The organism is Flavimarina sp. Hel_I_48 (genome assembly GCF_000733945.1).
Lineage (GTDB): Bacteria > Bacteroidota > Bacteroidia > Flavobacteriales > Flavobacteriaceae > Leeuwenhoekiella.
In genome coordinates this window covers 3,060,785-3,084,682 of record NZ_JPOL01000002.1, presented here as the reverse complement: position 1 = coordinate 3,084,682, position 23,898 = coordinate 3,060,785, and the positions used below count along the sequence as shown (strand labels likewise).

Genomic DNA, 23,898 nt, shown 5'->3' with positions numbered 1-23,898 from the left:
ACCCCAAACATCTATTTTTACAACTATGCCCTATTCCGTAATGTATATTAGCAGTGGTGTTCCTGATCTGAACAATAATGACGTAAACGCAATAATGGAAGCTGCCCATAAGAACAACGATCCATTAAATATCTCTGGCTTTCTGCTTTATGACAGGGGAAATTTTCTTCAGCTTCTGGAGGGTGACCAGGAAAAAGTAATGATGATATACGATCGCGTTAAAAATGACTGGAGACATCGTAACCTTATTCCAGTTATGGAACAACATACGGAAATCAAAGGATTTGACTTTTATCATAGCGGTTTCAAAATATGTGACAATCCATCGCTTGTTAATGATCTAAAAAATTATGTTGCCATGATCAGTAAAATGGACACACCAGAGTTAAAAAAGACTATCCATCTGGTACAGGCAATTCTAAGAGCTATGAATCCCTAAATTTTTTATATTCAAATGAGCTGATTTCTTTCTTTGAAACCCTGAAAACTTACAAAGCGACATTGATCCTAGTTTATAAATTAGCATTCTGAATAATTATAAGAGAGAATTCTAAAATTCCGCATTTATAGTTCAAATTGGTATATGTACTTTTTCAAAAGTCCTATTTTTGTCCAAAACCGAAACCCATGTCACAAAAATATATTGCCCCTTCCCTACTCGCATCAGATTTTGCAAACCTGCAACGCGATATTGAAATGATTAACGGAAGCAAAGCAGACTGGTTTCACGTAGATATCATGGATGGTTTATTTGTTCCAAATATCTCCTTTGGAATGCCGGTTTTTGAGGCGATTACAAGACATACTCAAAAGTTTGTTGATGTTCATTTGATGATCGTTGATCCAGACCGTTTTGTGGAAGATTTTGCAAAACTGGGAGCGAATAGCATTACCGTGCATTACGAAGCATGTACCCACTTGCATCGTATCCTGCAGGTCATAAAACAGGCAGGCGTAAAAACGGGGGTTGCCCTAAATCCTCATACACCTGTTCATGCTTTGCGCGAGGTAATAGGCATGATAGATATGGTTTGTATAATGAGCGTAAACCCAGGTTTTGGAGGTCAGACGTTTATTGAGAACACCTATAATAAAATTGCTGAACTCAAAGAGCTGATCCTTGCTAAAAATGCCACAACGCTTATAGAAATAGATGGCGGCGTGACGGACTTAAATGCCCGAAAACTCTTTAAAACCGGCGCTGATGTCCTTGTTTCGGGCAGTTTTATATTTAAATCGAAAGATCCATTGGAAACAATTGAAAACCTAAAACTGAGGAGCTCTAAATAAATCTTCAAAATATATTGAGATTGGCGACTATTACTTTTTAGAAGATTCCCCTTTAAAGCTTTGTGAGCTATTTTTAAAAAGAACATTGAAAGTCGTTAAACTTCCGTATATACGGGTTAAATATTGCTGTAGATCAACTTTTTCCTGATCGTCAAGATTCTTGCTCGCATTGATTTTTTGCTCCATAACCCGTATGCGGTCGCGCACCATAACAATTTTGTGAAAGAAGGTGTCTACGGGTATTTCTTTAGCAGATAGATTGATGTCCTTAGGTATTAAATTCATTGTGCCGCCTTTCCACTTATCTGCAATGGGAACAATTTCAGAAATATCTGAATAGCGCTTTAAAAGTTCTTTTAAAGAGCTTTCGACTTCGTACAGACTTATGGTGTCTACGGCATCTTCGGTAGCTTCAATAACTTCAAAAGTACTGTCCAAATCAATGGTTTCTAATCCTTTTTCTATAAAGGTCACCCAGTATTCCTGAGATGTGCTATTTGTAATTACCCCTTTTCCGTATTCTGCATGGTTGATACGTGATCCTATACCTAGAATTTTCATCATTTAGTTTTGCTTTACTATGTTGATCCTTTTCAAAATAAAACTATTCGGCTAACATAGGAAATAAATATGTAGGTTTGGGATGAAAATGAATGTCTTTAAAATGAATAGCGCTTATAAATTTCACGGTATTCTCGTAATGAATACATTATAGGATTGAAGAAACAACTATGAAGACGACTAAGATTATTGGCGGTATAATGGGACCATTGCTTTTTGTATACCTCAACTATTTTTTTGCCCCAGAGGGTCTTTCTCCTGCAGCACAGTCCACACTGGCGTGTGCTGCCTGGATTGCGGTATGGTGGACGATGGAGGTTATGCCCATTGCAGCAACAGCCTTGCTGCCCATTATTCTATTTCCCATGAGCGGTGCCTTGCCCCTGGATATAACTACGGCAAGCTACGGGCACAAGTATGTCTATTTATTTGTTGGCGGTTTTCTAATAGCCATCGCCATAGAAAAATGGAACCTGCACCGGCGAATTGCCCTAAACATAATCAACCTTATAGGTACGAGCGTCAACCGAATCATTTTGGGATTTATGGTAGCTACCGCATTTCTCTCCATGTGGATCTCAAATACGGCCACAACCGTAATGATGTTGCCTATAGGTATGGCAATTGTTTCCCAGCTAAAGGACAATCCCGCCTCTAAGGGCAATGAACACCTAACTTTTGGAAAAGGGCTTATGCTCGCTATCGCGTACGCGGCGTCCATAGGAGGTATGGCTACATTGATTGGGACACCACCCAACCTTATCCTTGCGGGAGTACTGGAAGAAAGCTACGGTGTGGAAATAAGTTTTATTCAGTGGATGAAATTTGGCCTTCCCGTTTCTGCACTCTTACTTGCTATCTGCTATTTATATCTTACACATTTCGCGTTTTCTAAAGGCAACGATCTTGCAATGCCCAAGCAGTTTCCGGGAGGACGGGAGGAAATAAACCGACTTATAACGTCCCTGGGAAAAATGAGCAGGGAAGAGCGTATCGTCCTTGTTGTTTTTGCAGCCACAGCTTTTTGCTGGATGTTTAGGGCATATTTGCTACAACCTTTGTTTCCGGAAATAGATGATACCATCATTGCGGTATTTTTTGCGCTCGTTCTATTTCTAATCCCCTCTAAAAAGGATGAAAAAGGAATGCTGCTTCACTGGGAAGAGGCGGTAAAGCTCCCCTGGGGAATATTGTTGCTTTATGGTGGCGGACTAGCTCTTGCAAGTGCTTTTTCTGAAACTGGCCTTGCGGAATGGATAGGCATGCAGCTCACTTCTATTGAAAATATAAGCTTGATCCTACTGCTTTTTATCTTAATTGCCGCAGTAAATTTTTTAACCGAAATAACGTCAAACCTTGCAACAACGGCCATGCTGCTACCGGTTATCGTACCGGTTGCCCTTATTTTTAATACTCATCCCTATATTTTAATGGTAGGCGTTACGGTTGCAGCATCCTGTGCATTTATGCTTCCGGTGGCCACGCCGCCAAATGCTATTGTTTTTGGTTCTGGCTACCTGCGTATTCCAGACATGGTTAAAACCGGCGTATGGATGAACATTATTTCTATACTGCTGCTCACTATGATGACCTATTATTTGTTACCGTATCTATGGGATTTTATACCGGATTCGTTTCCGTCAAATTTTAGAAAACCCAATTAAATAGGTTTAGAGTCAATTTATTGGTTGTTTTTGATCATTTTTGATCGAAAATGGGTAGATTTTATTGGGATGATTAGATCTATGCTATTGAAAGAATTAAAAATTATTTCTTACTACGTTTAATCTTGATAATATTCCAGAAGAAAAAAAGTACTGCGGAAGCGTAAAAACCGACTTAGTCCGTAAGCATTTCTACCGTTGCCACGGTCCTAAAACCTGTATGATCAGTAGCAGAATCCATAGTATTTCCCATCCTGGCCGAAATACGGTAACTACTGCAATAGGAAGCGGAGCATAAAAAGGAACCTCCTTTGATTACCCTCTCCCGACTATAAGGAGATTCGGGATTATATGATTTAGACGGTCCTTTGGGATTTCTAAGTTCACCTTTCCCTAATGCCCTGACATAATAATTTACATCAAACCAATCTTGCGTCCATTCCCATACATTGCCTGCCATATCATAAATTCCCAGCGAATTAGAAGAAAATGATGCCGTAGGAGCTATCCCATCAAATCCATCTGAAGCCAGATTTTTTACGGGGAATTCGCCCTGCCAAATATTCGCTTTATCATTGATCATTTGAGTATCATTTCCCCAGGTGTAGATTCCACCATTCAATTTACCATGAGCCGCGGCCTCCCATTGTGCCTCAGACGGTAACCCGCGATTTGCCCATTCGCAAAAAGCAAGTGCATCCCGGTAGGCAATGTGAACAACTGGATGATCATCTTTTCCTTCTATGGAAGAATGCGGCCCAGATGGATGGCGCCAGTTGGCACCACGTTTCCACTTCCACCATTGGGAATAATCACTCATGCCATATACATCAGCGATCGCATCATTAAAGATGAGGGATCCCGGTTGAAGTATGCTATCTGCCGGGCGTGGGGTACCGGGCGGCAATTGGGATTTAATCTCGTCCCAATCTATGGGTTCCTCAGCAAGGGTCACATATCCCGTTGCTTCTATGAATTCCCTGAATTCTGCATTGGTGACTTCTGTTTTATCTATAAAAAAACCATCAACAGCCACGGGATGTGCTGGCTTCTCTCTGGGAAGGGCCTGTTTATCATCATGTTGAGCCCCCATTGTAAAGTGAACCCCAGAAACCCATACCATCCCGCTAGGTTTTAAAATCTCCTCCGGTTGCTCTACCAGTAATGTTGAAGTATCTGAAACTTCCATCTTGCTTATAGCAGTTTTTTCGGCTTCTTTATCTTTGCAAGAGTATAAAATGCCCACCAGGGTGAGTCCCATAAAGAGCATTGAATTTTTCTTAAAATACGTTCTAGATTTCATAACATTACATGTTGCTGCAATCAAGGAATGAATTCATCCTCAAATCAATAAAGTTGAACAAACCAGCAGAACTTCAACTCAAAATCAGGGTTTATAAATACCTATTTTTAGTAGTGCATCTTAATATAATAAAAAAGAATTTATACCGTAAACATCAATATACAATCAATTTTTTACGTAATAAATACCTTAAAAAGCCGGTTTTCAGGTTAAAATACCCGTTTTTATTATTTCAAAAGCAGAAAATATCGTGCCGAAAAACGATAATAACGTTACCTCAATACGACTAGAACAGCTTAATCTATCAAAAAATGAAAGGAAATATAGGGAAAGTAGGAATGGGAGGCGGTTGTCACTGGTGTACAGAAGCTGTCTTTAATGCCCTGAAAGGCGTGATAAATGTAGAGCAGGGTTATATAGCATCTACAAATGAAAACGATTCATTTTCCGAAGGGGTCCTGGTGCATTACAATCTCAACGAAATTAGCCTAAAGGATCTGATATATGTTCACCTGCATACCCATGCATCCGCATCGGCACATTCTTTCAGAAAGAAATACAGATCAGCTGTCTATAGCTATGAAAAGTCGGAAATTGAGGAAGTCGAAAAAATAATCGATGAACTACAGAAAAATTTTGAATCCACACTAATAACCCGCGCGTTGCCCTTTAGTGAATTTGAACCCAGCCGAATGAGCTTGAGACAATACTATGAGAAAAATAAAGAAGCGCCGTTCTGCCAGCGCTATATCGTCCCTAAACTAGACTTCATAAACAAAAATTTTAAAGAATTAGAACGCGTGTAATCATAGATTCTAAGCTGTAAAAAGAAACAGTTGGGACAATAATTGGCTTTTACTTCAACCTGGTAATTTGTATTTTAAGTTACCTGAACTCGTTACTATGGATCATCTCATACTGATAGTTTTCTTCTCTTTCAATTTCATAATTAAGCCCATAGGTAACAAATATGGAGAGTGCTAAAATAAAAAACACCAGTGAAAACATATAGCACAACTCAAAATCAAAGTAATACGCGAAAAGAGCGGATACATCAGAAAATAGAAAACAAAATACGAGTAACGTGTACCGTAAAGACCGTGTACTGTAGTACTTCGTATTGTACGCGACGGCAATAACCGCCATGATCATCATGAAAGAGCCATACAGATAATAAAGTGCTATATCTAAGGAATCCCTAAACACAAGGTTAAGTATTTCAATAGCCGAATAAAGCATGTACATATTAACTATGAGCAGGAGTGCACCTAAAATAACAAATGAAGTATTAAAAAAGCGGATACTGAATTTACGGAAACATTCTACAATAACCATCATATATGCAAGGCAGCCTACGATCACGTACCCTTTCAAACCTATGGAGTATTCGTAAAATTGAAAGAAAATTTCATGAATCAGGAAAAAAATCAAGGCAGCTTTTACCCACGAGTTCTTATACTGTTTTCTGGAAAGGTAAAAAATAAACAAAAACGCTACGGTGACTAATCGTGCCAATCTACTACTCTGCAAATCAGCAAAAAGAACGAATGATAGATTAATAAAAAGAAGGACAGATACTATAATCGTAAATACCCAATTTTTCTTTGAAATTATTCGTAATTGCATTTTGACGATATTTTATGCATTTCATCTGTGAAATTCAAAAATAATCAAAATATTTTTAACTAATTGGCTTTTTCCTCTTAAATAAATCTTAGTGATTTCTGAGGCTATAATAATTGAGCATATTGAAATGGCAACATCTTCACCTTGATGATAGTTGATTTTGTTTAGAAAAATAGAATAAGGAAGAAAATAAACTTTATTCTCGTCAGGTTTTGTATACTTAGAAGTCTACTATAACACCTACACCTAGTTGTTGTTTCCATTGTGTACGCGCTCCCAACACTTCTTCTTTACCGTCAGCGTTGGTCTCACTGAGCTTGATATCATTATCATACTTAAGATGGGAACCTAATTTTGCCACTACAAAGGTGTTGACCTTAAAATTGAAGTTGAGTTCCCAGTCCACATCCACATTCCCAAAACTGTTAAGGTAATCTGTATAAAGTCGCAGGTCGTTGATAAGGCGCACATTTTCCATAATATCTGTACTATAGGACCCAGATAAAAGAATACCCAATTCACTACGCACATTTTCACCCTCCTTTATGATCGTGCCGTCAGCATCCCGAATTGCCTCGGTTACCCCGAAAGCACCACGGTTTGCAAGCTCCTGATCAAGTACGAAAGTGGATCTATAAGTAAGTGGCGATGCATACAATGAAAGATTCTCAATACGCTTACCGTACTCAAAACCTACCCCGGTGAAGATATACGCGGGGGCCATGAATTGTGATATGGTGCTTTCTGTATTGGGATAATTATAACCGTTAGTAAATTGCGTGTTGAAACTAAAACGCGCCGAATAAAACCAGTTGGATATTGTATCCCTTCGGTAACCATATTCTGACTTTAATTCCAGTTGGTCATCAGTCTTGCGCACTTCCTGTCCCTGCTGACTATTAACACCATATCGCGCCCTTAAACTGTTGCGCCAGTTGTTTTTACCATCAGCATAATTTCTGACTATGTTCATTTCCGCAAGGCCAGAGATGGAGTTACTACCTCCCGCATTCCAGTTTACAAAGGCAACTTCACTGAGGTCAATGCCTATAACATTTTTCTCCGTCCATCGTGAGGCCCTTTCATCACGGGCTTTTTTAGCATTAACCATACCAGTAAGCTCCCTGCCATCCAGCCCAAAATGCACCAAAACCTGCTGGGCATTTATTTGATTTATGGTAATGAACAGAAAAACAATCAAAATGTGGTAAGACTTCAAGGCAATCTATTTAAATCGTTAATGGTATTCAAAGGAGCCAAAAGAACTGGAAATACTCAATTTTTTTGATTCAGCCGCGGCTACGCTGCCTATTATTTGTGCATCCACATTAAAGGAGTGCGATATATCAATAATCTCCTCCGCAACGTTCTCATCAACATAAAGTTCCATACGGTGACCCATATTAAAAACCTGGTACATCTCCTTCCAGCTCGTATCGCTTTCCTGCTGAATAAGATTGAATAACGGCGGCAACTCAAAGAGATTGTCTTTGATTATGTGTAGTTTTTCAACAAAATGTAAAATTTTAGTCTGCGCGCCCCCACTACAGTGCACCATCCCGCAAATGGCGGAACGATCTACGTTTTCCAGTATTTTTTTTATGATGGGCGCATAGGTTCTTGTAGGGGAAAGCACCAGTTTACCGGCATCTAACGGCGAATTTTCGATCGTTTCGGTCAGTTTTTTTGAACCGGAATACACCAATTCTTCCGGCACCAGGGCATCATAACTTTCCGGATATTTTTCGGCCAGATATTTTCCAAAAACATCGTGCCTTGCAGAAGTAAGTCCGTTACTTCCCATACCGCCATTGTATTCCTTCTCATACGTGGCCTGGCCAGAAGAAGAAAGCCCCACGATCACATTGCCCGGGCGTATGTTCGCATTATTGATCACATCTGCCCTTCGCATCCTCGCGGTAACGGTAGAATCTACAATAATGGTGCGTACAAGATCGCCTACATCTGCCGTCTCCCCACCGGTGCTTTTTATGCTTACGCCAAAGTTTTCCAAATCTGTGATAAGTTCTTCGGTACCATTGATAATTGCCGAAATCACTTCACCGGGTATCAGGTTTTTATTGCGCCCAATGGTAGAAGAAAGCAGGATATTATCTGTAGCGCCCACACATAGCAGATCGTCAATATTCATTATCAGCGCATCCTGTGCGACCCCTTTCCATACAGATAGGTCTCCAGTTTCTTTCCAGTACATATACGCCAGCGAAGATTTTGTTCCTGCGCCATCTGCGTGCATGATGAGGCAATGTTCTTCACTGCCCGTAAGGTGATCTGGAACTATTTTGCAAAAAGCACTTGGAAATAAGCCTTTATCTACCTTTTTGATGGCATTGTGCACATCTTCCTTAGCTGCTGAAACTCCGCGTTGTGCGTATCTTTTTGAGGTTTGGTCACTCATATTTCTTCAATATTTGGTGAAAATAGGCATTATTTAAACGTTTTACCCCGTTTTTTGTTATCCTCTATTTTGTTTCACTTTTCAGGCGCTGGGCAACTTCCTGAACTTCATCGAGTACACGCAAGAGGTTACCGCTCCAAAACTTTCCTATTTCTTCTTCAGTATAGCCGCGGCGTACCAGTTCTTTGGTCACATTTAATGTTTCCGAGGCATCATTCCAACCTTCTACACCACCGCCACCGTCAAAATCGCTACTAATGCCCACATGATCTATCCCCAGTTTTTCTACGAGATAGTCAATATGATCAACAAAATCCTGAACATTTACCGCAGGTGGCAAACTATCCATGTTCATTTTTTCCTCAAGTATAGGTGCCATGGACTTTATTTTCTCATTGTAAGCCTCCTGTTCCTTGTCAGATAATTGAGGTAACGTGTCTTCATCTATGTAGGTTATTCCCATAGAATCTAATAGTTTTAGGCCAAGTTCTTTTCGTGCTTTTTCCCTTGCATCATTTTTATCCTTGTTTAAATAGCTCTTGAAGGCTACGGTTTGCACCACCCCGCCATTTTCTTTCATCCATTTTAACTGCTCGTCGTCCAGATTTCTACTGTGTTCGCTCATTGCTCGTGCTGAAGAATGGGAAGCAATGATGGGTGCTTTGGTAAGTTCGATCATTTGGCGCATCGCTTCTTTAGAAGGATGCGAAACGTCTATCATCATCCCTAGTTCATTCATTTTCTTGACCACTTCACGGCCCATGTCGCTAAGACCATTATGAAGCCAAATGCTGTCTGCTTCACCCGTATTGCTATCGCTCAGCTGGCTGTGGCCATTGTGCGCAAGCGACATATAGCGGGCGCCCAGATCGTAGAATTTTTGTACGTTGCTTATATCCTCGCCTATAGGATAAGCGTTTTCTACGCCTATCATAGCTACCTTTTTACCTTCTGCATGAATCCTTCTTACTTCTTCTGAAGTGGTTGCGAGTGCAATCTGGTCTGGCGCAATATCCTCTACCAGATGGTGAATGGCTTTAAACTTTGACATTGCATTTTCATATGCTTTTTCATAACCAGCTTCGTTTAGTGAATCCTGACCGGTATACACGATAAGCCAGGATACATCCAGGCCGCCGGATTTCATTTTTGGTAAATTTACCTGTGTTTCCAGATCCTGCGTATAGTTTATTGAATCTGTAAAGTTTGCGACATTAAAATCATTATGCGTGTCGAGTGTAATGACATTGTCCTGAATTTGCTGTGCTTTTTTAGTAAGATCTTCATCGGTCATTGCCATCTCCTGTTTTTTATCTTTTTCCTGACAAGAATTTAAAAAAACGGCTAAAAAGAGCAATAAAAAGGTGTATTTAGTAATTTTTCGGTTCATAATTTGGTTGTTTATAAGATTGTTTTTGGGTCAAAAAAGGCCGATTTTAGGTCAAAAAAGCTATTTTCTCACCAATGGTGCTAGGATATTCCACACGTTTTCTGCCACGATTTTTTGGCCTTTTACGATGGGATGAATACCATCGCCCTGGTTCAGTTCAGGAACTCCGGCTACGTCTGTGAGTAAAAAAGGGATTAGTTTCGCATTGTTCTTTTCGGCCAACTCGGGAAAAATATTTTTGAATTCTGTAGTGTATTCCCGGCCTAAGTTGGGCGGAAGTTGCATCCCGGCAAGTACGATCTGCGTATTTGGGTTTTTCGTATGCACTGTATCTATAATGGCCTGCAGGTTTTGCCTGGTCTCTGTTAACGGAATACCGCGCAAACCGTCATTGGCACCAAGTTCCAAAACAAAAATATCCACATTTTGTTTGAGCACCCAGCTGATCCTGTTTTTGCCTCCAGCAGTGGTTTCCCCACTTACCCCGGCGTTGATGGCATTATAATTCAGCCCCAAAGAATCCAGTTTCTGCTGAATACGCGCGGGAAACGCATCTTCCGTGTCATCAAGGCCGTAGCCCGCGGTAAGGCTATCGCCAAAAAAAAGAATAGATCCGGAAGTTGTATCGTTTTCCGTGGCAGCTGCTGACTCTTCCTGGGATTGCTCTGGTTTTGCGCTGGCGGCAGATGGCGTTTTGTCCTTACAGGAACCGAAAAAGGTAAGCACTAAAAAACAACAAAACATTAACAGGCTCTTCACGGCGATACGGGTTTAAATTAAAAGCGATTCGGTATTTTGTCTTTTTAGGATCTAAATTACACGAACAGTACGATGGCAAAGATATTAAACGTTGAGCACTTGGAGAAAGGCTATACCAATGGTTCCAAAAAGCTTACGGTATTACACGATATTTCCTTTAGCATAGAGGAACGGGAAACTTTTTCAATAGTGGGACCGTCCGGGAGCGGTAAAACTACATTGCTTGGTCTTTGCGCCGGCCTTGACCACCCAGATAGCGGGAATATTAGCCTTTGCGGTACTTCTATGAACAACCTGGATGAAGACGGAAGGGCACGTTTGCGCAATGAAAAAGTGGGTTTTGTCTTTCAGGATTTTCAATTGCTGCCCACCCTGACCGCGCTTGAAAATGTTGCTGTTCCGTTAGAATTACAGGGCGATAAAAAAGCAGCTCAAATTAGTAAAGAACTGCTTGAAAAAGTGGGTTTGGGTGACCGTTTTAACCATTATCCTTCCCAGCTTTCGGGCGGGGAACAACAGCGTGTGGCATTGGCACGGGCGTTTTCCAATAAACCTTCGATCCTGTTTGCTGATGAACCTACCGGTAACATGGATGCGGAAACAGGCGAAAAAGTTATCGAACTTCTTTTTGCGCTCAATAAAGATCAGGGAACCACCCTGGTCATCGTCACGCATGATAATGAACTCGCAGCCCTAACTCAACGGATTCTTAAATTAAAAGGCGGAAAAATAGTTTCTACCGAAAATTCCCTAGTTTGAAAAATACAGACCAAAGACGAACACAACCCGGCCTGGGGTGGATCTTTAAAATGGCCTGGCGCGATGGCCGTGCCAGCATAAAGAAACTGATCCTTTTCATGGCTTCCATTATTCTGGGGATCGCTGCAGTAGTTTCCATTCAGTCTTTTGGTGATACGCTGAAGAAAAATATCGCCCTTCAGTCTAAATCCCTTATGGGTGCAGATTATAAGATTGACAGTGACAGCCCTGTCAATGAAAAAGTTGTAAAGCTCATGGATTCGCTGGGTGGCGCCCGGGCGAAAGAAATAAGTTTTGCCTCCATGGCCGCTTTTTCTTCTTCCGAAGGTACAAAACTCATGCAGATTCGCGGTATAACTGGTGGATTCCCTTTTTATGGAACCATGGATACCGAACCGGTTTCTGCCGCGGCAGATTTTCAACAAACAAACAGCGCTCTGGTGGATGCTACGGTTATGCTACAACTGGGACTCAAACCCGGCGACAGTATAAAAGTGGGCAACATCACGCTGCCCATCGCCGGTTCTTTAAAATCACTGCCGGGAAGTAATGCTATTTTTAGTTCTGTAGCGCCGCCAGTGGTCATTCCCTATTCCTTTATTGAAGAAAGCGGACTGGTACAAACCGGTAGTCGTATCAATTATGAGTATTATTTTGTTGCACCTGCAAATCAGGACATGGAGCAACTCGAGCAGGCGCTCGATCCCATACTGGACAAAAATGAAGCTGATCTGGACACGCATGTTTCCACAAGTGAGCGGCTGGGCAGACGGTATGAGAATTTTGGAAGGTTTTTAAACCTGGTTGCTTTTGTTGCGCTTTTACTGGGTTGTGTGGGTATCGCCAGCGCCATACATATTTATATCAAGGAAAAACTGCGTTCTGTGGCGGTCCTGAAATGTATAGGTGCTTCCCGCCGCCAGACTTTTATGATCTATCTGGTGCAAATTGCCGGTATGGGGCTTTTAGGTGGAATTCTGGGAACCATCGCCGGACTCTTACTCCAGCAGCTTTTCCCTATTCTTTTACGGGATTTTTTACCCGTGGATGTTCAGGTTGCTTTGGCTCCCCAGATCATTATAGGCGGTGTCGTGCTAGGGGTAATTATGTCTGTTCTTTTTGCCCTTTATCCTTTAATGAGCACCTTGTATGTTTCTCCTTTGCAGGCACTACGAGTACAGACTAAAACGAATACAAACTCAAAACGTGCCGCTTTTTTAGTGGGAGTGGCCATTGTGGTTTTTATTCTTCTTTTCTCCTTTTGGCTGCTTGAAAACTGGAAATATGCGCTCTCTTTTGTGGGTGGTGTTTTAGTAACCTTTGCGTTGCTCACTGGCATTGCCGCCCTCTTTATCAAGCTCATTAAAAGTAATTTTCCCACTTCGTGGAATTTTGAACCACGGCAAAGCTTATTAAATTTATTCCGGCCGCAGAACCAGACGCTTACTCTTATTCTGGCCATTGGAGTCGGTTCTTTTTTGATCAGTACGTTGTATTTTACTAAAGATTTATTGCTCGCGCAGGCCAATTTAGAATCCAATGAGAACAGCCCAAACATCATCATGCTTGACATTCAGCGGGAGCAGGTAGATTCGGTTGCTGCCACAGTTAAGGGGCAGGCCCTTCCGGTGCTCAGCAGTATTCCCATTGTGAGTATGCGCGTTCAGGAAATAAATGGAAAGAGTGTCAATCAGATAAAACAAGACACCAGTTCGCGCGTAAATGGCTGGATTTTGTCCCATGAATTTCGGGTTACCTACCGCGATTCGCTAATAGCTTCAGAAAGTCTGAATGAAGGTACCTTAACCAAAAGTTTGAAAAACGGCAAGCGGCCGGTGCCTATATCTGTAAGTTCTAATTTTGCCGATGATGCCAATGTAAAACTGGGCGATAAAGTGACTTTTAACGTACAGGGCGTACTTCTAGCAACCGAAATAGGGAGTATACGTATGGTAGACTGGAGCAGGTTGCAGCTCAATTTTTCCATTGTTTTTCCAAAAGGTGTTCTTGAAGATGCCCCGCAATTTGGTGTGCTTACGACAAAAGCTCCAGATGCAAGTGCTTCCGCAAAGCTACAAAGACAACTGGTGCGCTTGTTCCCCAATGTTTCCATTCTTGATCTCAGGCAATTACTTACGGTCGTGGAAGATATCCTGAACAAAATCACGCTGATTATCAATTTTATGGCGTTTTTCAGTATCCTTACCGGAATTATTGTCCTACTGGGCGCTGTACGAACGAGCAAATACCAGCGCATCAAAGAAAGTGTACTGCTCAGAACACTCGGCGCGCGAAGTAAGCAAATACTAAAAATTCTCGCCCTGGAATATTTTTATCTGGGAGCACTTGGCGCGATATCTGGTATTTTATTGTCTCTGATAAGCAGCCAACTTTTAACGTGGATCGTTTTCGATACTCCGTTTTTACCATCTATTTGGCCATTTTTAGTGCTTTTTCCGCTAATTGTTATCCTTGTCATGGCCATAGGATTGGGTAGTAGTATTGGGGTGATTAAAAGTCCGCCGTTGCAGGTTCTACGGAAGCAATGATCCCCTCCCAATAAATCCCCTCCCAACCTCCCCGAAGGGGAGGGGTTTACTCAAAAAAACCTCTGATTTACATGGAAAAACGGTTGTTTTTCTATGTAAATCAGAGGTTTTAAACATTATCTAAAAGAGTAAAAGTGCTCTACTTTTAGAAAGAGTTTTAACCCCTCCCCTTTGGGGAGGCCGGGTGGGGACCTTTAAGCTTCTTCCATATATTCTTCAATAGGAGCACAAGTACAGATTAAGTTTCTATCACCGTAAGCGTCGTCAACACGGCGCACACTGGGCCAAAATTTATTATCTGTTACAAAATCCAACGGAAATGCGGCTTGTTCTCTGCTGTAAGGGAAATCCCAGGATTCGGCAGTAAGCATTTTTAACGTGTGGGGTGCATTTTTCAGCAAGTTATTATCATCTTCAGCGGTAGTGCCATCTATTTCTTTTTTGATGGAAAGCATCGCGTCACAAAAACGGTCCAGTTCGGCCTGATCTTCACTTTCGGTAGGTTCTATCATCATGGTTCCCGCCACTGGAAAAGAAACCGTGGGAGAATGAAAACCATAATCCATAAGACGTTTTGCAATATCAACGACTTCGATACCATTATTTTTAAACGGTCTGCAATCAATGATCATCTCATGCGCGGCGCGTCCTTTTTCTCCCGTATAAAGCACTTCAAAAGCACCTTTCAAACGCTCTTTGATATAATTTGCATTTAAGATCGCCACTTGTGTAGACTTTTTGAGTCCGGCTTCGCCCAGCATTTTGATATAGCCATAACTGATCAAACAAACCAATGCAGAACCCCAGGGAGCTGAAGAAATAGCGGTGATCGCCTGTTCACCACCCGTTTTGATAACCGGATTGGAAGGTAAAAAGGGCACAAGTTGTTTTGCAACGCAGATAGGGCCAACACCAGGTCCACCGCCACCGTGGGGAATCGCAAAGGTTTTGTGCAGGTTCAGGTGACACACATCTGCGCCAATACGCCCAGGATTTGTCAAACCTACCTGCGCGTTCATATTTGCACCGTCCATATAAACCTGACCGCCAAACTCGTGAATGATAGCGGTGATTTCCTGAATAGCCGACTCATATACCCCGTGAGTGGATGGGTAAGTCACCATTAGTGCTGCCAGGTTATCTTTGTGTTTTTCCGCTTTTTCCCGTAAATCATCCACATCAATATTTCCCTGATCTGTAGATTTTGTAACGATCACCTGCATGCCCGCCATAACCGCACTCGCAGGATTCGTACCGTGCGCAGAAGATGGGATTATACAAATATTCCTGTGCGATTCATTACGCGATTCGTGGTACGCCCTGATTACCATGAGACCCGCGTACTCTCCCTGCGCGCCAGAATTGGGTTGCAGCGAAGTACCAGCAAAACCGGTGATTTCGGTGAGTTGATCTTCTAATTTTCTAAGTACTTCCTGATATCCCGCGGCCTGGTCTACCGGAGCAAATGGATGAATACTTCCCCAGCGCGCATCGCTTAGCGGCAACATTTCTGAAGCTGCATTCAATTTCATGGTACAACTACCCAGGGAAATCATACTGTGGTTTAAGGATAGATCCTTACGCTCCAGTTTTTTGATATAACGCATAAGCGCCGTTTCCGAATGGTAGGAGTTAAAGACCGGATTGGTCATAAAATCAGTTGATCGCGCTAAATTTTCGGGGATCGCTGTTTGGGTAAGCAATTCTTGGATTTCATCAAAATCTTTGGACTTCGCATCGGCGAAAACAGAAAGGATTGCATTGATGTCTTTTATGCCTGTTGTCTCGTTAACGGAAATACTTACCGTTTCAGAATCTGGAAAGTAGAAATTGATCTCGTTCTTTTCGGCGATTGCCTTAATTGCGGAAGCATCTGCTTTTATGCGAATCGTATCAAAATATGCCGAATTAAGCTGATAATAGCCCATTTTCTCTAAAGAATCGGCGATAGTCACCGCCGTGGTATGCACTTTATTGGCAATGTACTTCATGCCCTTTGGCCCATGATACACGGCATACATACCGGCCATAACTGCCAGCAAAACCTGTGCGGTACAAATATTTGACGTTGCCTTATCCCGTTTGATGTGCTGCTCACGAGTCTGGAGCGCCATGCGCAGGGCACGGTTCCCATCCCTGTCTTTTGTCACGCCAATGATCCTACCGGGGATATTACGTTTGTATTCATCACGCGTGGCAAAAAATGCAGCATGAGGACCGCCGTAACCTAAAGGTATACCAAATCGCTGTGTGGTGCCCAGAACAACATCTGCGCCCATACTGCCTGGAGATTCAAGGGAAACCAGACTTAATATATCTGCCGCTACGGCCACTTTTATATTGTTTTCTTTTGCTTTTGCAATAAACCCGGAATAGTCAAAAATCTCACCGGTAGCAGCAGGATATTGCACTAATGCACCACAGAATTCTGCGGAAAAGTCAAAATCCTCATGATTTCCCACAACCAATTGTATACCTACGGGAATCGCTCTGGTTTTGAGCACGTTCAAGGTTTGTGGTAAAATTTCGTCGGAAACAAAGAATTTAGCAACATTGTTTTTTTTCTGTTCGCGGTCACGCAAGGAGAAGATAAGGGACATAGCCTCAGCAGCCGCAGTGGACTCGTCAAGCAAAGATGCATTTGCGAGTTCCATCCCGGTAAGGTCGCTCACCATGGTTTGAAAGTTGAGCAAAGCCTCTAAACGGCCCTGGGCAATCTCTGCCTGATACGGCGTATATGCCGTGTACCAGCCTGGATTCTCCAGAATGTTGCGTTGTATTACCGCAGGTATTTTTGCCTCATGATAGCCCAGACCTATGTACGACTGATACACTTTATTTTTTGCCGCAAGCGCACTAATATGACGCGCATAATCATACTCATTAAGCGCTGGCTCCAGATTGAGCGGCCTCTCTAATTTAATTCCGTCTGGAAGCGTCTCATAAATCAATTGATCTAAGGAATCTGCCCCTATGGCCTTAAGCATAGCTTCCTGCTCATTCTCTCTGGGACCTATATGCCTTTTGGCAAAAACATCTGTTCTCATTGCTATCATTTTAGGCTGCAAAATTAAGGATTCGGAGAGTATAAAGTTCATTGTTTAAGAGGAGTTTTTAAACAATTCACGCAGTTATCAACAGTTTAGAATACATTTGTATCATGGGCGTTTTACGTGAATGTTTTAGGTTTTATATCAACAGTAGTATTCATGTTGCCCTTGCGGTTCTTGCCTTTACCGCAAGCACCTGTATGATACTGGGCGTACCTGCGGAAACTGACGTGCTGGGTTTTATATTTTTTGGGACCATAACAGGTTATAACTTTGTGAAATATGCCGGTATTGCACAACTTCATCACCGAAGCCTTACCTCTACCCTTAAAACAATTCAGCTTTTTTCATTACTTAGTTTTGTGGCTTGCGTTTACTTTGTGTTTCAAATTAAATGGACTATAGTACTGGCTTGTGTCCCCTTGGGATTACTTACTTTTTTTTATGCCGTACCGCTTTTTCCATCTGCAAAAAACCTACGTACCACGCCCACGCTTAAAGTATTTGTGATTGCTGGGGTTTGGGCTGGGACAACGGTTTATTTACCCAAGGTCGCTGCAAATTTAGACTGGACTGTTGAAATACTGGTTTTGCTTGTTCAGCGTTTTCTAATCGTGCTCGCACTGATTGTCCCATTTGAGATTCGGGATTTAGCTTTTGATGCTAAAAATTTGGCCACTTTACCCCAATTATTGGGCGTAAAACAGACAAAAATGATAGGTTATTTTCTTTTATTGGTTGCGCTTGGAAGCAATTTAATGGGAAGTTATAGCACTAACTGGATCTTTCTGGGATTCCAATTACCTGTTACCGCCCTAGCGATCTATTGTTCAGGAAAAGATCAAAACAGCTATTACGCTTCTTTTTGGGTAGAAGGGATACCGGTGGTGAGCTGGTTCTTGTTAATGCTGTTTACTTAGACAATTCTTCGTTGATAAGGCGATGGAGGGACTGCTTCTTATCTTCGGTCATTTTTTGAAACTTTGCTTCTTTGCATAGTTTGGTCAGTTTTACGTTCTTTTCTGAATGCTTTTTACAGCTACCGCAAATCAGAATATGAATTCGTAATCGTATTTTTTCGGCAAGCGTTGATTCATCATACTGAACCTTATCACAGACATGGCCGGCCTTTTTACAATCTATAAATAGCTTAAAACTCATTGTAGCCAATTTTTTTCCATACATTCAACCATCGCAGTACGTGCCCGGTGAATAATTACCCATAAGTTAGACGCAGTAATATTGTAGGCATTACAGATAGTTTCCGTTTCCTGCCCGTCAATGGTCTTTAATTTAAAAATTTCGGCCTGTCTTTCAGGCAATTTATCAAGACAATTATAAATAGCCTCGCCCAGTTCTTCATTCTCAATGGCATCTTCTGCGGTTTTATCAAAGGGGTCTGCAACACGTTCCTCCATCCAGTCACCTTCGCCATCTTCATCACGGTAGTTGATATGCACCTCTGCCTTCCCCTTTTTTGAATTGGTTTTACGGTAATGATCAATAATCTTCCTCTTTAAGATGGAAATGAGCCACGTGCGCTCTGTGGCTTCTCCTTTAAAGTTCTTCATTGATTTTAAACCGGCAAGAAAAGTTTCAGAAATAAGGTCCTGCGCCACCTCACGATCATTCACACGGGTGATCGTAAAGTTGAAGAGATAATCTGAATATTTTTTCACCCACTGGGTAGGGTCAATCTGCTTACTTCGCATATACCGACAGCTATAAGCGGCAAATGTACTAAAGTTTATAGAATTTTAAAGTAAGGAACTTCAGCTTGTATCTCTCATTTATAAAAGATTCCAGTATTTTTACCTTTACTTTAGCAATCAAAAGCTTCTAGCTACCTCAAAAACATTAACTGTGTACGAAAAAACCTTTCCGAACAAACGCTTTAAACGCACCATGCATTTTCTCAAGGAAGTGCTTCCCGCAGGCTGTGAAGTTCTGGATCTGGGCGTACCCAATCCATTTTCAAAACTAATGCAACAGGAAGGTTTTACCGTAAAAAATACGGAAGGCGAAGACCTGGACCTCAACCTAAACGGTATAAAAGACACACAAACCGATGCGGTTACCGCTTTTGAGATTTTTGAGCATTTGCTTTCCCCCCTACCTGTAATTGATGCGATAAGAGCTGATAAACTCGTGGCAAGCATTCCGTTAAAACTATGGTTCTCCAGCGCATACCGAAGCAAGACAGATCCATGGGACAGACATTATCACGAGTTTGAGGACTGGCAGTTTGACTGGCTGCTTGAAAAAGCAGGGTGGACGATCAAAAAGCGGGAGAAATTTACCCATCCCGTAAAAAAACTGGGACTTCGCCCCTTACTAAGGCTCTTCACGCCACGTTATTATCTCGTTTATGCAGAACGTACCAACTCGTGAAAATAGCCATTATCATACCCACATATAACGAAGAGAATTTCATCGCGCAAACCCTGGAATCCCTGGTAACGCAGCAAAAACAACCACAGCAGATTATTGTCGTGGACGACAACAGTACAGACGCGACTGCGCAAATTATCAAAAGATTCTCAAGCGATTATAAGTACATTAAATATCTCAAAAAAGATAGCGAGCAGATTCATCTACCGGGAGGCAAAGTAGTACAGGCCTTTAATTTTGGTTTACAGGAATTATCTACTCCTTACGACATTCTTTGCAAATTTGACGGAGATCTTGTATTTCCTCCGGAATACTTAGCCCGGCTGTCCGCCATATTCCAGGAAGACTCAAAAGTAGGAATGGCCGGTGGCTTTTGCCATATTTTAAAAGATGGTGAGTGGATACTAGAAAACCTGACCAACAAAGATCACATCCGCGGGGCGTTGAAGGCCTATCGCCGTTCCTGTTTTGAACAGATCAATGGTTTAAAACCGGCCATGGGATGGGACACCCTTGATGAACTACTGGCGCAATATCATGGTTGGAGCATTAAAACGGTTGAATCCCTTGCGGTCAAGCATCTAAAACCTACAGGAACAACGTATGCGGCCAAAGCAAGATTAAAACAGGGAGAAGCCTTTTACGGTATGCGCTATGGACTGCCACTTACCCTTATAGCTTCTGGGAAGCTGGCGCTTCGAAAAAAGGATATAGCCTATTTTAAAAATTGCCTTTCCGGTTATTTTTCGGCAAAAAGAAATAAAAAACCCTTCCTCGTAAATGAAAAAGAAGGGCAATTTATAAGGCAATTACGCTGGAAAATGATCCAAAAAAAGCTGTTTTTAGCCTAATTTATCGATTTATTTCAATACTTCTGAAAGTACTTCTCCAGAGAAACCATTCGGAAATTCAATACCCAAAAGTGCAGAAATTGTTGTAGCAATATCTGGAATAACCGTCTTTGCGTAGGTTTTTCCTTGCTTGATTCCATTTCCATAGAATAATAGAGGTACGTGGGTGTCATAACTGTAACCCGTACCGTGCATGGATCCTGTTACGCCATAGGAAATCACGGCAGGATCAAGAATTATAAAAACATCACCGCTTCGTTTCTGATCAAACCCGTTTTCCACCAGTTGTTCCATACCTGATGTAAATCCTGATTGTTCAAGTTGTGCGCGGGTATATACTTTATTTACCTGCTCGTACTGAAGGGCAAAATGAGCGATTTTCTTTTGAAGTTCTTCTGCATCAATCTTGTTTTCTTCCAGCACCTTATAACTGAAAAATACCTGATAGTTCGAAATGTTTTCGATAAGATCATCCCTGCCATAAGCGGTAGAAACAAAATCCTGTACCGCCTGGTCAAAAGCATCAGAATCAAAATATCCTGCGGGTATTTTTGCACTTTTTAAATAACTGGGTACATGTACACCGGCATGGTCTGCCGTTAAAAAGACAGTATATTGCCCTGCACCTACTTTTTTATCAAGTGCATTGAGCAAACGGCCAAGATCACGGTCAAGACGAATATACGTATCTTCAATCTCTTTTGAATTTACGCCAAAGTTATGCCCCACATAATCTGTACTGCTAAAACTCACCGTAAGAAAATCAGTGTCCATATCTGCGCCCAACTGCTCACCATCTATTGCAGCAAGGGCAAAATCCACTAACAAACTGTTACCATAGGGCGTAACTTTCAATATATCATAACCGCCATTAGCGGAATTCAAACCGCCCAGGTCATAGGGAAAAACCGCCGTTTTCTTTCCTTCAAAACCACCTTCAAAAACGTTGAGATCAGGACCGCTTTCTGTGTAGGTGTTTATATCAAGTAATGTCTTCCAGGGACGCATATAGCTCTTTGCTTTTGCCGAAGAATTAAAGGATGTAACCCAAGTAGGCAATTTATCCATATAATAGCTACTTGTTATAAAATTCCCTTCTTCCCTGCCCTGAAACCAATACGCTCCATTAGCAGAATGCCCAGCAGGCAAAATAGCACCGCGGTCTTTTAGGGAAACCCCAATGGTTTTGCCACGCATTTGCGTGTGCAGCCTATTCTGGTCTGAAACCGTGGTGGTTTTCATACGGTGCGGGGACATCTCCCCATCCGCCGTTTCTGTACCTACAGAATGCACGGAATGATCTTCTGCGCAGTAAACAGACTTCTTTTCAAATTTGTTGTACCAGTCATTAGAGATGATACCGTGAGTCCTGGGCGTTGTCCCCGTAAAAATGGATGCATGACCGGGAGCGGTAAGGGTGGGCATATAATTAAAGTGGTTATTATTACAGCTAAAACCATCATTTATGAGTCTTTTGAAGCCATTATCATCAAATTTTGCATAAAAACGGGTGAGATAATCATAACGCATCTGATCAACCACAATTCCTACAACAAGCTTGGGCTTTTCAGAAGGGTCTTTTTGGGCTCTGGCGACTGGAATAAATGTTAAAATGAGGGCTATAAGTACTAGCTTTTTCATGCTTTTCATTGTAGGTTATTGTTAGACCGTAAAGCTAGGTCTGTTAATTAGTAAAAAGATTAAGTCAAAGTTAAATACTCTTGCCCGCTTTTTTCCTATTTTTAACGCTGAATAGAAAAAACATGAATTACGTAGGTAATGTAGGTCAATATTTTTTAATGCTTAAAGGCACGTTTATCAAGCCAACCAAAGCATCTGTATTGCGCCAATTGATTCTCAAGGAGATTAACGATCTTATAATAGATTCCCTTGGGATTGTATCCTTTATATCCTTTTTTGTAGGAGGTGTCGTAGCCATACAGACCGCCCTGAATATGGATAATCCACTCATACCGGAATCCCTTATAGGTTTTGCTTCCCGCCAGTCTATCATTTTAGAATTTGCCCCTACTTTTATCAGTATTATTATGGCCGGTAAAGTAGGTTCTTTTATTACTTCCAGTATAGGTACGATGCGCGTTACAGAGCAGATAGATGCTCTAGAGGTTATGGGAATCAATTCATTGAATTATCTGGTCTTCCCCAAGATCATAGCCATGCTTTTCTATCCATTTGTCATCGTTATTGCTATGTTTCTGGGTATTCTGGGAGGGTATGTTGCCGGGGTTTATGGAGGTTTTACTTCAGGAGATGCTTTTATTTCCGGCTTGCAGGACAATTTTATACCTTTTCAACTCGCTTATGCTTTTATAAAAACAATTGTATTTGCTATGCTTCTCGCAACAATACCTTCATATCAGGGATATTATATGCGCGGCGGGGCGCTTGAAGTTGGCAAGGCAAGTACCACCTCGTTCGTATGGACGAGTGTGGCAATAATTCTTTGTAATTATGTTTTAACCCAATTATTGTTGAGCGCATGATAGAAGTAAAAGATCTAAAAAAGGGATTTGATGGCGAGATGATTCTCAAGGGCATCAATACCACTTTTGAAAAAGGAAAAACAAATCTTATCATAGGCCAAAGTGGTTCTGGTAAAACAGTATTTTTAAAATGTCTTTTGGGGCTTTTTAGACCCACGGAAGGTTCAATTTTATATGACGGCCAGGCCTATTCTACACTTACTTCAGAAGATCAACGCGAATTGCGCGAGCAAATGGGAATGGTTTTTCAGGGAAGCGCCCTGTTTGACTCTATGACCGTAGAAGAAAACATTATGTTCCCGCTGCGCATGTTTACTAGTATGAAACGTGCCGAACGTAGGGAGCGTGCAAATGAAGCCATAAAGCGGGTTAACCTTACAGATGCGAATAATAAGCTTCCTTCGGAAATTTCTGGTGGAATGCAAAAACGAGTAGCAATTGCCAGGGCAATTGTAAACAAACCTAAATATCTTTTTTGTGACGAGCCCAACTCTGGCCTTGACCCTAAAACAGCTACGGTTGTTGATAATCTTATACAGGAGATCACACGGGAGAATGAGATTACTACGGTGATAAATACCCATGATATGAATTCCGTTATGGAAATTGGGGAAAAAATCGTCTTTCTTCAAAAAGGCAAACTAGCCTGGGAGGGATCTAAAGACGAGATATTTAAGACAGACCATGAGGATGTCACAGACTTCGTTTATTCTTCTAACTTATTCAAGGAAGTTCGCTCTGCGCTCAATAAAAAGGAGCAGTTTAGATAGTTCTAAAATTCC

At 41.6% G+C, this 23,898-nt stretch carries 22 protein-coding genes; 11 read left to right on the top strand and 11 right to left on the bottom strand.

Going from position 1 to position 23,898, the window contains the following annotated elements; all coding sequences use genetic code 11:
- The first annotated feature begins 25 nt into the window (after positions 1–25).
- Both P162_RS13435 and rpe read left to right on the top strand, forming a co-directional pair.
- A complete protein-coding gene (locus P162_RS13435) occupies positions 26–439 on the top strand; it encodes a BLUF domain-containing protein (protein ID WP_051907888.1) in 414 nt (137 codons plus the stop codon).
- 188 nt (positions 440–627) lie between these two features.
- On the top strand, positions 628–1,290 hold the full coding sequence (rpe, locus tag P162_RS13430) for a ribulose-phosphate 3-epimerase (protein WP_031428074.1): 663 nt from the start codon (positions 628–630) through the stop codon (positions 1,288–1,290).
- A 30-nt stretch (positions 1,291–1,320) separates the two neighbouring features.
- Here rpe and P162_RS13425 read toward each other — a convergent pair whose 3' ends face one another.
- Entirely contained in the window at positions 1,321–1,851 is a 531-nt protein-coding gene (locus tag P162_RS13425) for a hypothetical protein (protein WP_031428072.1), read from the bottom strand.
- A 170-nt stretch (positions 1,852–2,021) separates the two neighbouring features.
- Between P162_RS13425 and P162_RS13420 the strand changes: the two genes are divergently transcribed.
- Positions 2,022–3,515 (top strand): SLC13 family permease, encoded by a 1,494-nt coding sequence (locus tag P162_RS13420; RefSeq protein WP_031428071.1) that lies wholly within the window; start codon positions 2,022–2,024, stop codon positions 3,513–3,515.
- 175 nt (positions 3,516–3,690) lie between these two features.
- Here the strand turns inward: P162_RS13420 and P162_RS13415 are convergent, their stop codons facing one another.
- Positions 3,691–4,818: a formylglycine-generating enzyme family protein gene (locus tag P162_RS13415; protein WP_117434202.1), complete on the bottom strand. Its 1,128-nt coding sequence runs from the start codon at positions 4,816–4,818 to the stop codon at positions 3,691–3,693.
- Positions 4,819–5,129: 311 nt separating this feature from the next.
- Between P162_RS13415 and P162_RS13405 the strand changes: the two genes are divergently transcribed.
- Positions 5,130–5,624: a peptide-methionine (S)-S-oxide reductase gene (locus P162_RS13405; protein ID WP_031428065.1), complete on the top strand. Its 495-nt coding sequence runs from the start codon at positions 5,130–5,132 to the stop codon at positions 5,622–5,624.
- Positions 5,625–5,703: 79 nt separating this feature from the next.
- On the opposite strand, the gene P162_RS13400 is transcribed toward P162_RS13405, so the two are convergent.
- The 5 genes from P162_RS13400 to P162_RS13380 form a co-directional block, all read right to left on the bottom strand.
- A complete protein-coding gene (locus tag P162_RS13400) occupies positions 5,704–6,444 on the bottom strand; it encodes a hypothetical protein (protein ID WP_031428063.1) in 741 nt (246 codons plus the stop codon).
- Between the two features lie 220 nt (positions 6,445–6,664).
- Positions 6,665–7,663: a DUF3078 domain-containing protein gene (locus tag P162_RS13395; protein ID WP_241077776.1), complete on the bottom strand. Its 999-nt coding sequence runs from the start codon at positions 7,661–7,663 to the stop codon at positions 6,665–6,667.
- Positions 7,664–7,681: 18 nt separating this feature from the next.
- A complete protein-coding gene (locus P162_RS13390; protein WP_031428059.1) occupies positions 7,682–8,863 on the bottom strand; it encodes an AIR synthase related protein in 1,182 nt (393 codons plus the stop codon).
- Positions 8,864–8,927: 64 nt separating this feature from the next.
- Positions 8,928–10,253, bottom strand: coding sequence for a dipeptidase (locus P162_RS13385; protein WP_031428058.1), 1,326 nt, complete (start codon positions 10,251–10,253; stop codon positions 8,928–8,930).
- Positions 10,254–10,313: 60 nt separating this feature from the next.
- Complete coding sequence (locus P162_RS13380) at positions 10,314–11,012, bottom strand: arylesterase (protein ID WP_031428055.1); 699 nt, start codon at positions 11,010–11,012, stop codon at positions 10,314–10,316.
- A gap of 72 nt (positions 11,013–11,084) precedes the next feature.
- Here P162_RS13380 and P162_RS13375 point away from each other — a divergent pair, with 72 nt between their 5' ends.
- On the top strand, positions 11,085–11,771 hold the full coding sequence (locus P162_RS13375) for an ABC transporter ATP-binding protein (protein ID WP_031428054.1): 687 nt from the start codon (positions 11,085–11,087) through the stop codon (positions 11,769–11,771).
- A 50-nt stretch (positions 11,772–11,821) separates the two neighbouring features.
- Positions 11,822–14,320: an ABC transporter permease gene (locus P162_RS13370; RefSeq protein WP_051908080.1), complete on the top strand. Its 2,499-nt coding sequence runs from the start codon at positions 11,822–11,824 to the stop codon at positions 14,318–14,320.
- Between the two features lie 194 nt (positions 14,321–14,514).
- Here the strand turns inward: P162_RS13370 and gcvP are convergent, their stop codons facing one another.
- Entirely contained in the window at positions 14,515–17,367 is a 2,853-nt protein-coding gene (gene gcvP / locus P162_RS13365; RefSeq protein WP_031428050.1) for an aminomethyl-transferring glycine dehydrogenase, read from the bottom strand.
- Between the two features lie 113 nt (positions 17,368–17,480).
- Here gcvP and P162_RS13360 point away from each other — a divergent pair, with 113 nt between their 5' ends.
- Positions 17,481–18,290, top strand: a complete 810-nt coding sequence (locus P162_RS13360) for a hypothetical protein (protein ID WP_031428048.1) — start codon at positions 17,481–17,483, stop codon at positions 18,288–18,290.
- Here the strand turns inward: P162_RS13360 and P162_RS13355 are convergent.
- Positions 18,283–18,531 (bottom strand): hypothetical protein, encoded by a 249-nt coding sequence (locus P162_RS13355; RefSeq protein WP_031428046.1) that lies wholly within the window; start codon positions 18,529–18,531, stop codon positions 18,283–18,285. The genes P162_RS13360 and P162_RS13355 overlap by 8 nt on opposite strands.
- Complete coding sequence (locus P162_RS13350) at positions 18,528–19,082, bottom strand: sigma-70 family RNA polymerase sigma factor (protein ID WP_031428044.1); 555 nt, start codon at positions 19,080–19,082, stop codon at positions 18,528–18,530. The genes P162_RS13355 and P162_RS13350 overlap by 4 nt, the downstream gene beginning before the upstream one ends.
- Positions 19,083–19,233: 151 nt before the next feature.
- Between P162_RS13350 and P162_RS13345 the strand changes: the two genes are divergently transcribed.
- Positions 19,234–19,761, top strand: a complete 528-nt coding sequence (locus tag P162_RS13345) for a methyltransferase (protein ID WP_031428043.1) — start codon at positions 19,234–19,236, stop codon at positions 19,759–19,761.
- Positions 19,758–20,612 (top strand): glycosyltransferase family 2 protein, encoded by an 855-nt coding sequence (locus P162_RS13340; protein ID WP_031428041.1) that lies wholly within the window; start codon positions 19,758–19,760, stop codon positions 20,610–20,612. Before P162_RS13345 ends, P162_RS13340 begins: the two co-directional genes overlap by 4 nt.
- Before the next feature lie 9 nt (positions 20,613–20,621).
- On the opposite strand, the gene pafA is transcribed toward P162_RS13340, so the two are convergent.
- Positions 20,622–22,253, bottom strand: a complete 1,632-nt coding sequence (pafA, locus tag P162_RS13335) for an alkaline phosphatase PafA (protein WP_031428039.1) — start codon at positions 22,251–22,253, stop codon at positions 20,622–20,624.
- A gap of 122 nt (positions 22,254–22,375) precedes the next feature.
- Between pafA and P162_RS13330 the strand changes: the two genes are divergently transcribed.
- Together P162_RS13330 and P162_RS13325 are read left to right on the top strand one after the other, a co-directional pair.
- Positions 22,376–23,116 carry an MlaE family ABC transporter permease gene (locus P162_RS13330; RefSeq protein ID WP_031428037.1) on the top strand — a complete coding sequence of 247 codons (741 nt, stop codon included), beginning with the start codon at positions 22,376–22,378 and terminating at the stop codon, positions 23,114–23,116.
- Positions 23,113–23,886: an ABC transporter ATP-binding protein gene (locus tag P162_RS13325; protein ID WP_031428035.1), complete on the top strand. Its 774-nt coding sequence runs from the start codon at positions 23,113–23,115 to the stop codon at positions 23,884–23,886. Before P162_RS13330 ends, P162_RS13325 begins: the two co-directional genes overlap by 4 nt.
- Positions 23,887–23,898 lie beyond the last annotated feature (12 nt).

Excerpts from the sequence above, each read along its gene's own strand:
- P162_RS13435 (WP_051907888.1), top strand. The coding sequence starts at position 26 with ATGCCCTATTCCGTAATGTATATTAGCAGTGGTGTTCCTGATCTGAAC.
- rpe (WP_031428074.1), top strand. The coding sequence starts at position 628 with ATGTCACAAAAATATATTGCCCCTTCCCTACTCGCATCAGATTTTGCA.
- P162_RS13425 (WP_031428072.1), bottom strand. The coding sequence starts at position 1,851 with ATGAAAATTCTAGGTATAGGATCACGTATCAACCATGCAGAATACGGA.
- P162_RS13420 (WP_031428071.1), top strand. The coding sequence starts at position 2,022 with ATGAAGACGACTAAGATTATTGGCGGTATAATGGGACCATTGCTTTTT.
- P162_RS13415 (WP_117434202.1), bottom strand. The coding sequence starts at position 4,818 with ATGAAATCTAGAACGTATTTTAAGAAAAATTCAATGCTCTTTATGGGA.
- P162_RS13405 (WP_031428065.1), top strand. The coding sequence starts at position 5,130 with ATGAAAGGAAATATAGGGAAAGTAGGAATGGGAGGCGGTTGTCACTGG.
- P162_RS13400 (WP_031428063.1), bottom strand. The coding sequence starts at position 6,444 with ATGCAATTACGAATAATTTCAAAGAAAAATTGGGTATTTACGATTATA.
- P162_RS13390 (WP_031428059.1), bottom strand. The coding sequence starts at position 8,863 with ATGAGTGACCAAACCTCAAAAAGATACGCACAACGCGGAGTTTCAGCA.
- P162_RS13385 (WP_031428058.1), bottom strand. The coding sequence starts at position 10,253 with ATGAACCGAAAAATTACTAAATACACCTTTTTATTGCTCTTTTTAGCC.
- P162_RS13375 (WP_031428054.1), top strand. The coding sequence starts at position 11,085 with ATGGCAAAGATATTAAACGTTGAGCACTTGGAGAAAGGCTATACCAAT.
- P162_RS13370 (WP_051908080.1), top strand. The coding sequence starts at position 11,822 with ATGGCCTGGCGCGATGGCCGTGCCAGCATAAAGAAACTGATCCTTTTC.
- gcvP (WP_031428050.1), bottom strand. The coding sequence starts at position 17,367 with ATGAGAACAGATGTTTTTGCCAAAAGGCATATAGGTCCCAGAGAGAAT.
- P162_RS13360 (WP_031428048.1), top strand. The coding sequence starts at position 17,481 with ATGGGCGTTTTACGTGAATGTTTTAGGTTTTATATCAACAGTAGTATT.
- P162_RS13355 (WP_031428046.1), bottom strand. The coding sequence starts at position 18,531 with ATGAGTTTTAAGCTATTTATAGATTGTAAAAAGGCCGGCCATGTCTGT.
- P162_RS13350 (WP_031428044.1), bottom strand. The coding sequence starts at position 19,082 with ATGCGAAGTAAGCAGATTGACCCTACCCAGTGGGTGAAAAAATATTCA.
- pafA (WP_031428039.1), bottom strand. The coding sequence starts at position 22,253 with ATGAAAAAGCTAGTACTTATAGCCCTCATTTTAACATTTATTCCAGTC.
- P162_RS13330 (WP_031428037.1), top strand. The coding sequence starts at position 22,376 with ATGAATTACGTAGGTAATGTAGGTCAATATTTTTTAATGCTTAAAGGC.
- P162_RS13325 (WP_031428035.1), top strand. The coding sequence starts at position 23,113 with ATGATAGAAGTAAAAGATCTAAAAAAGGGATTTGATGGCGAGATGATT.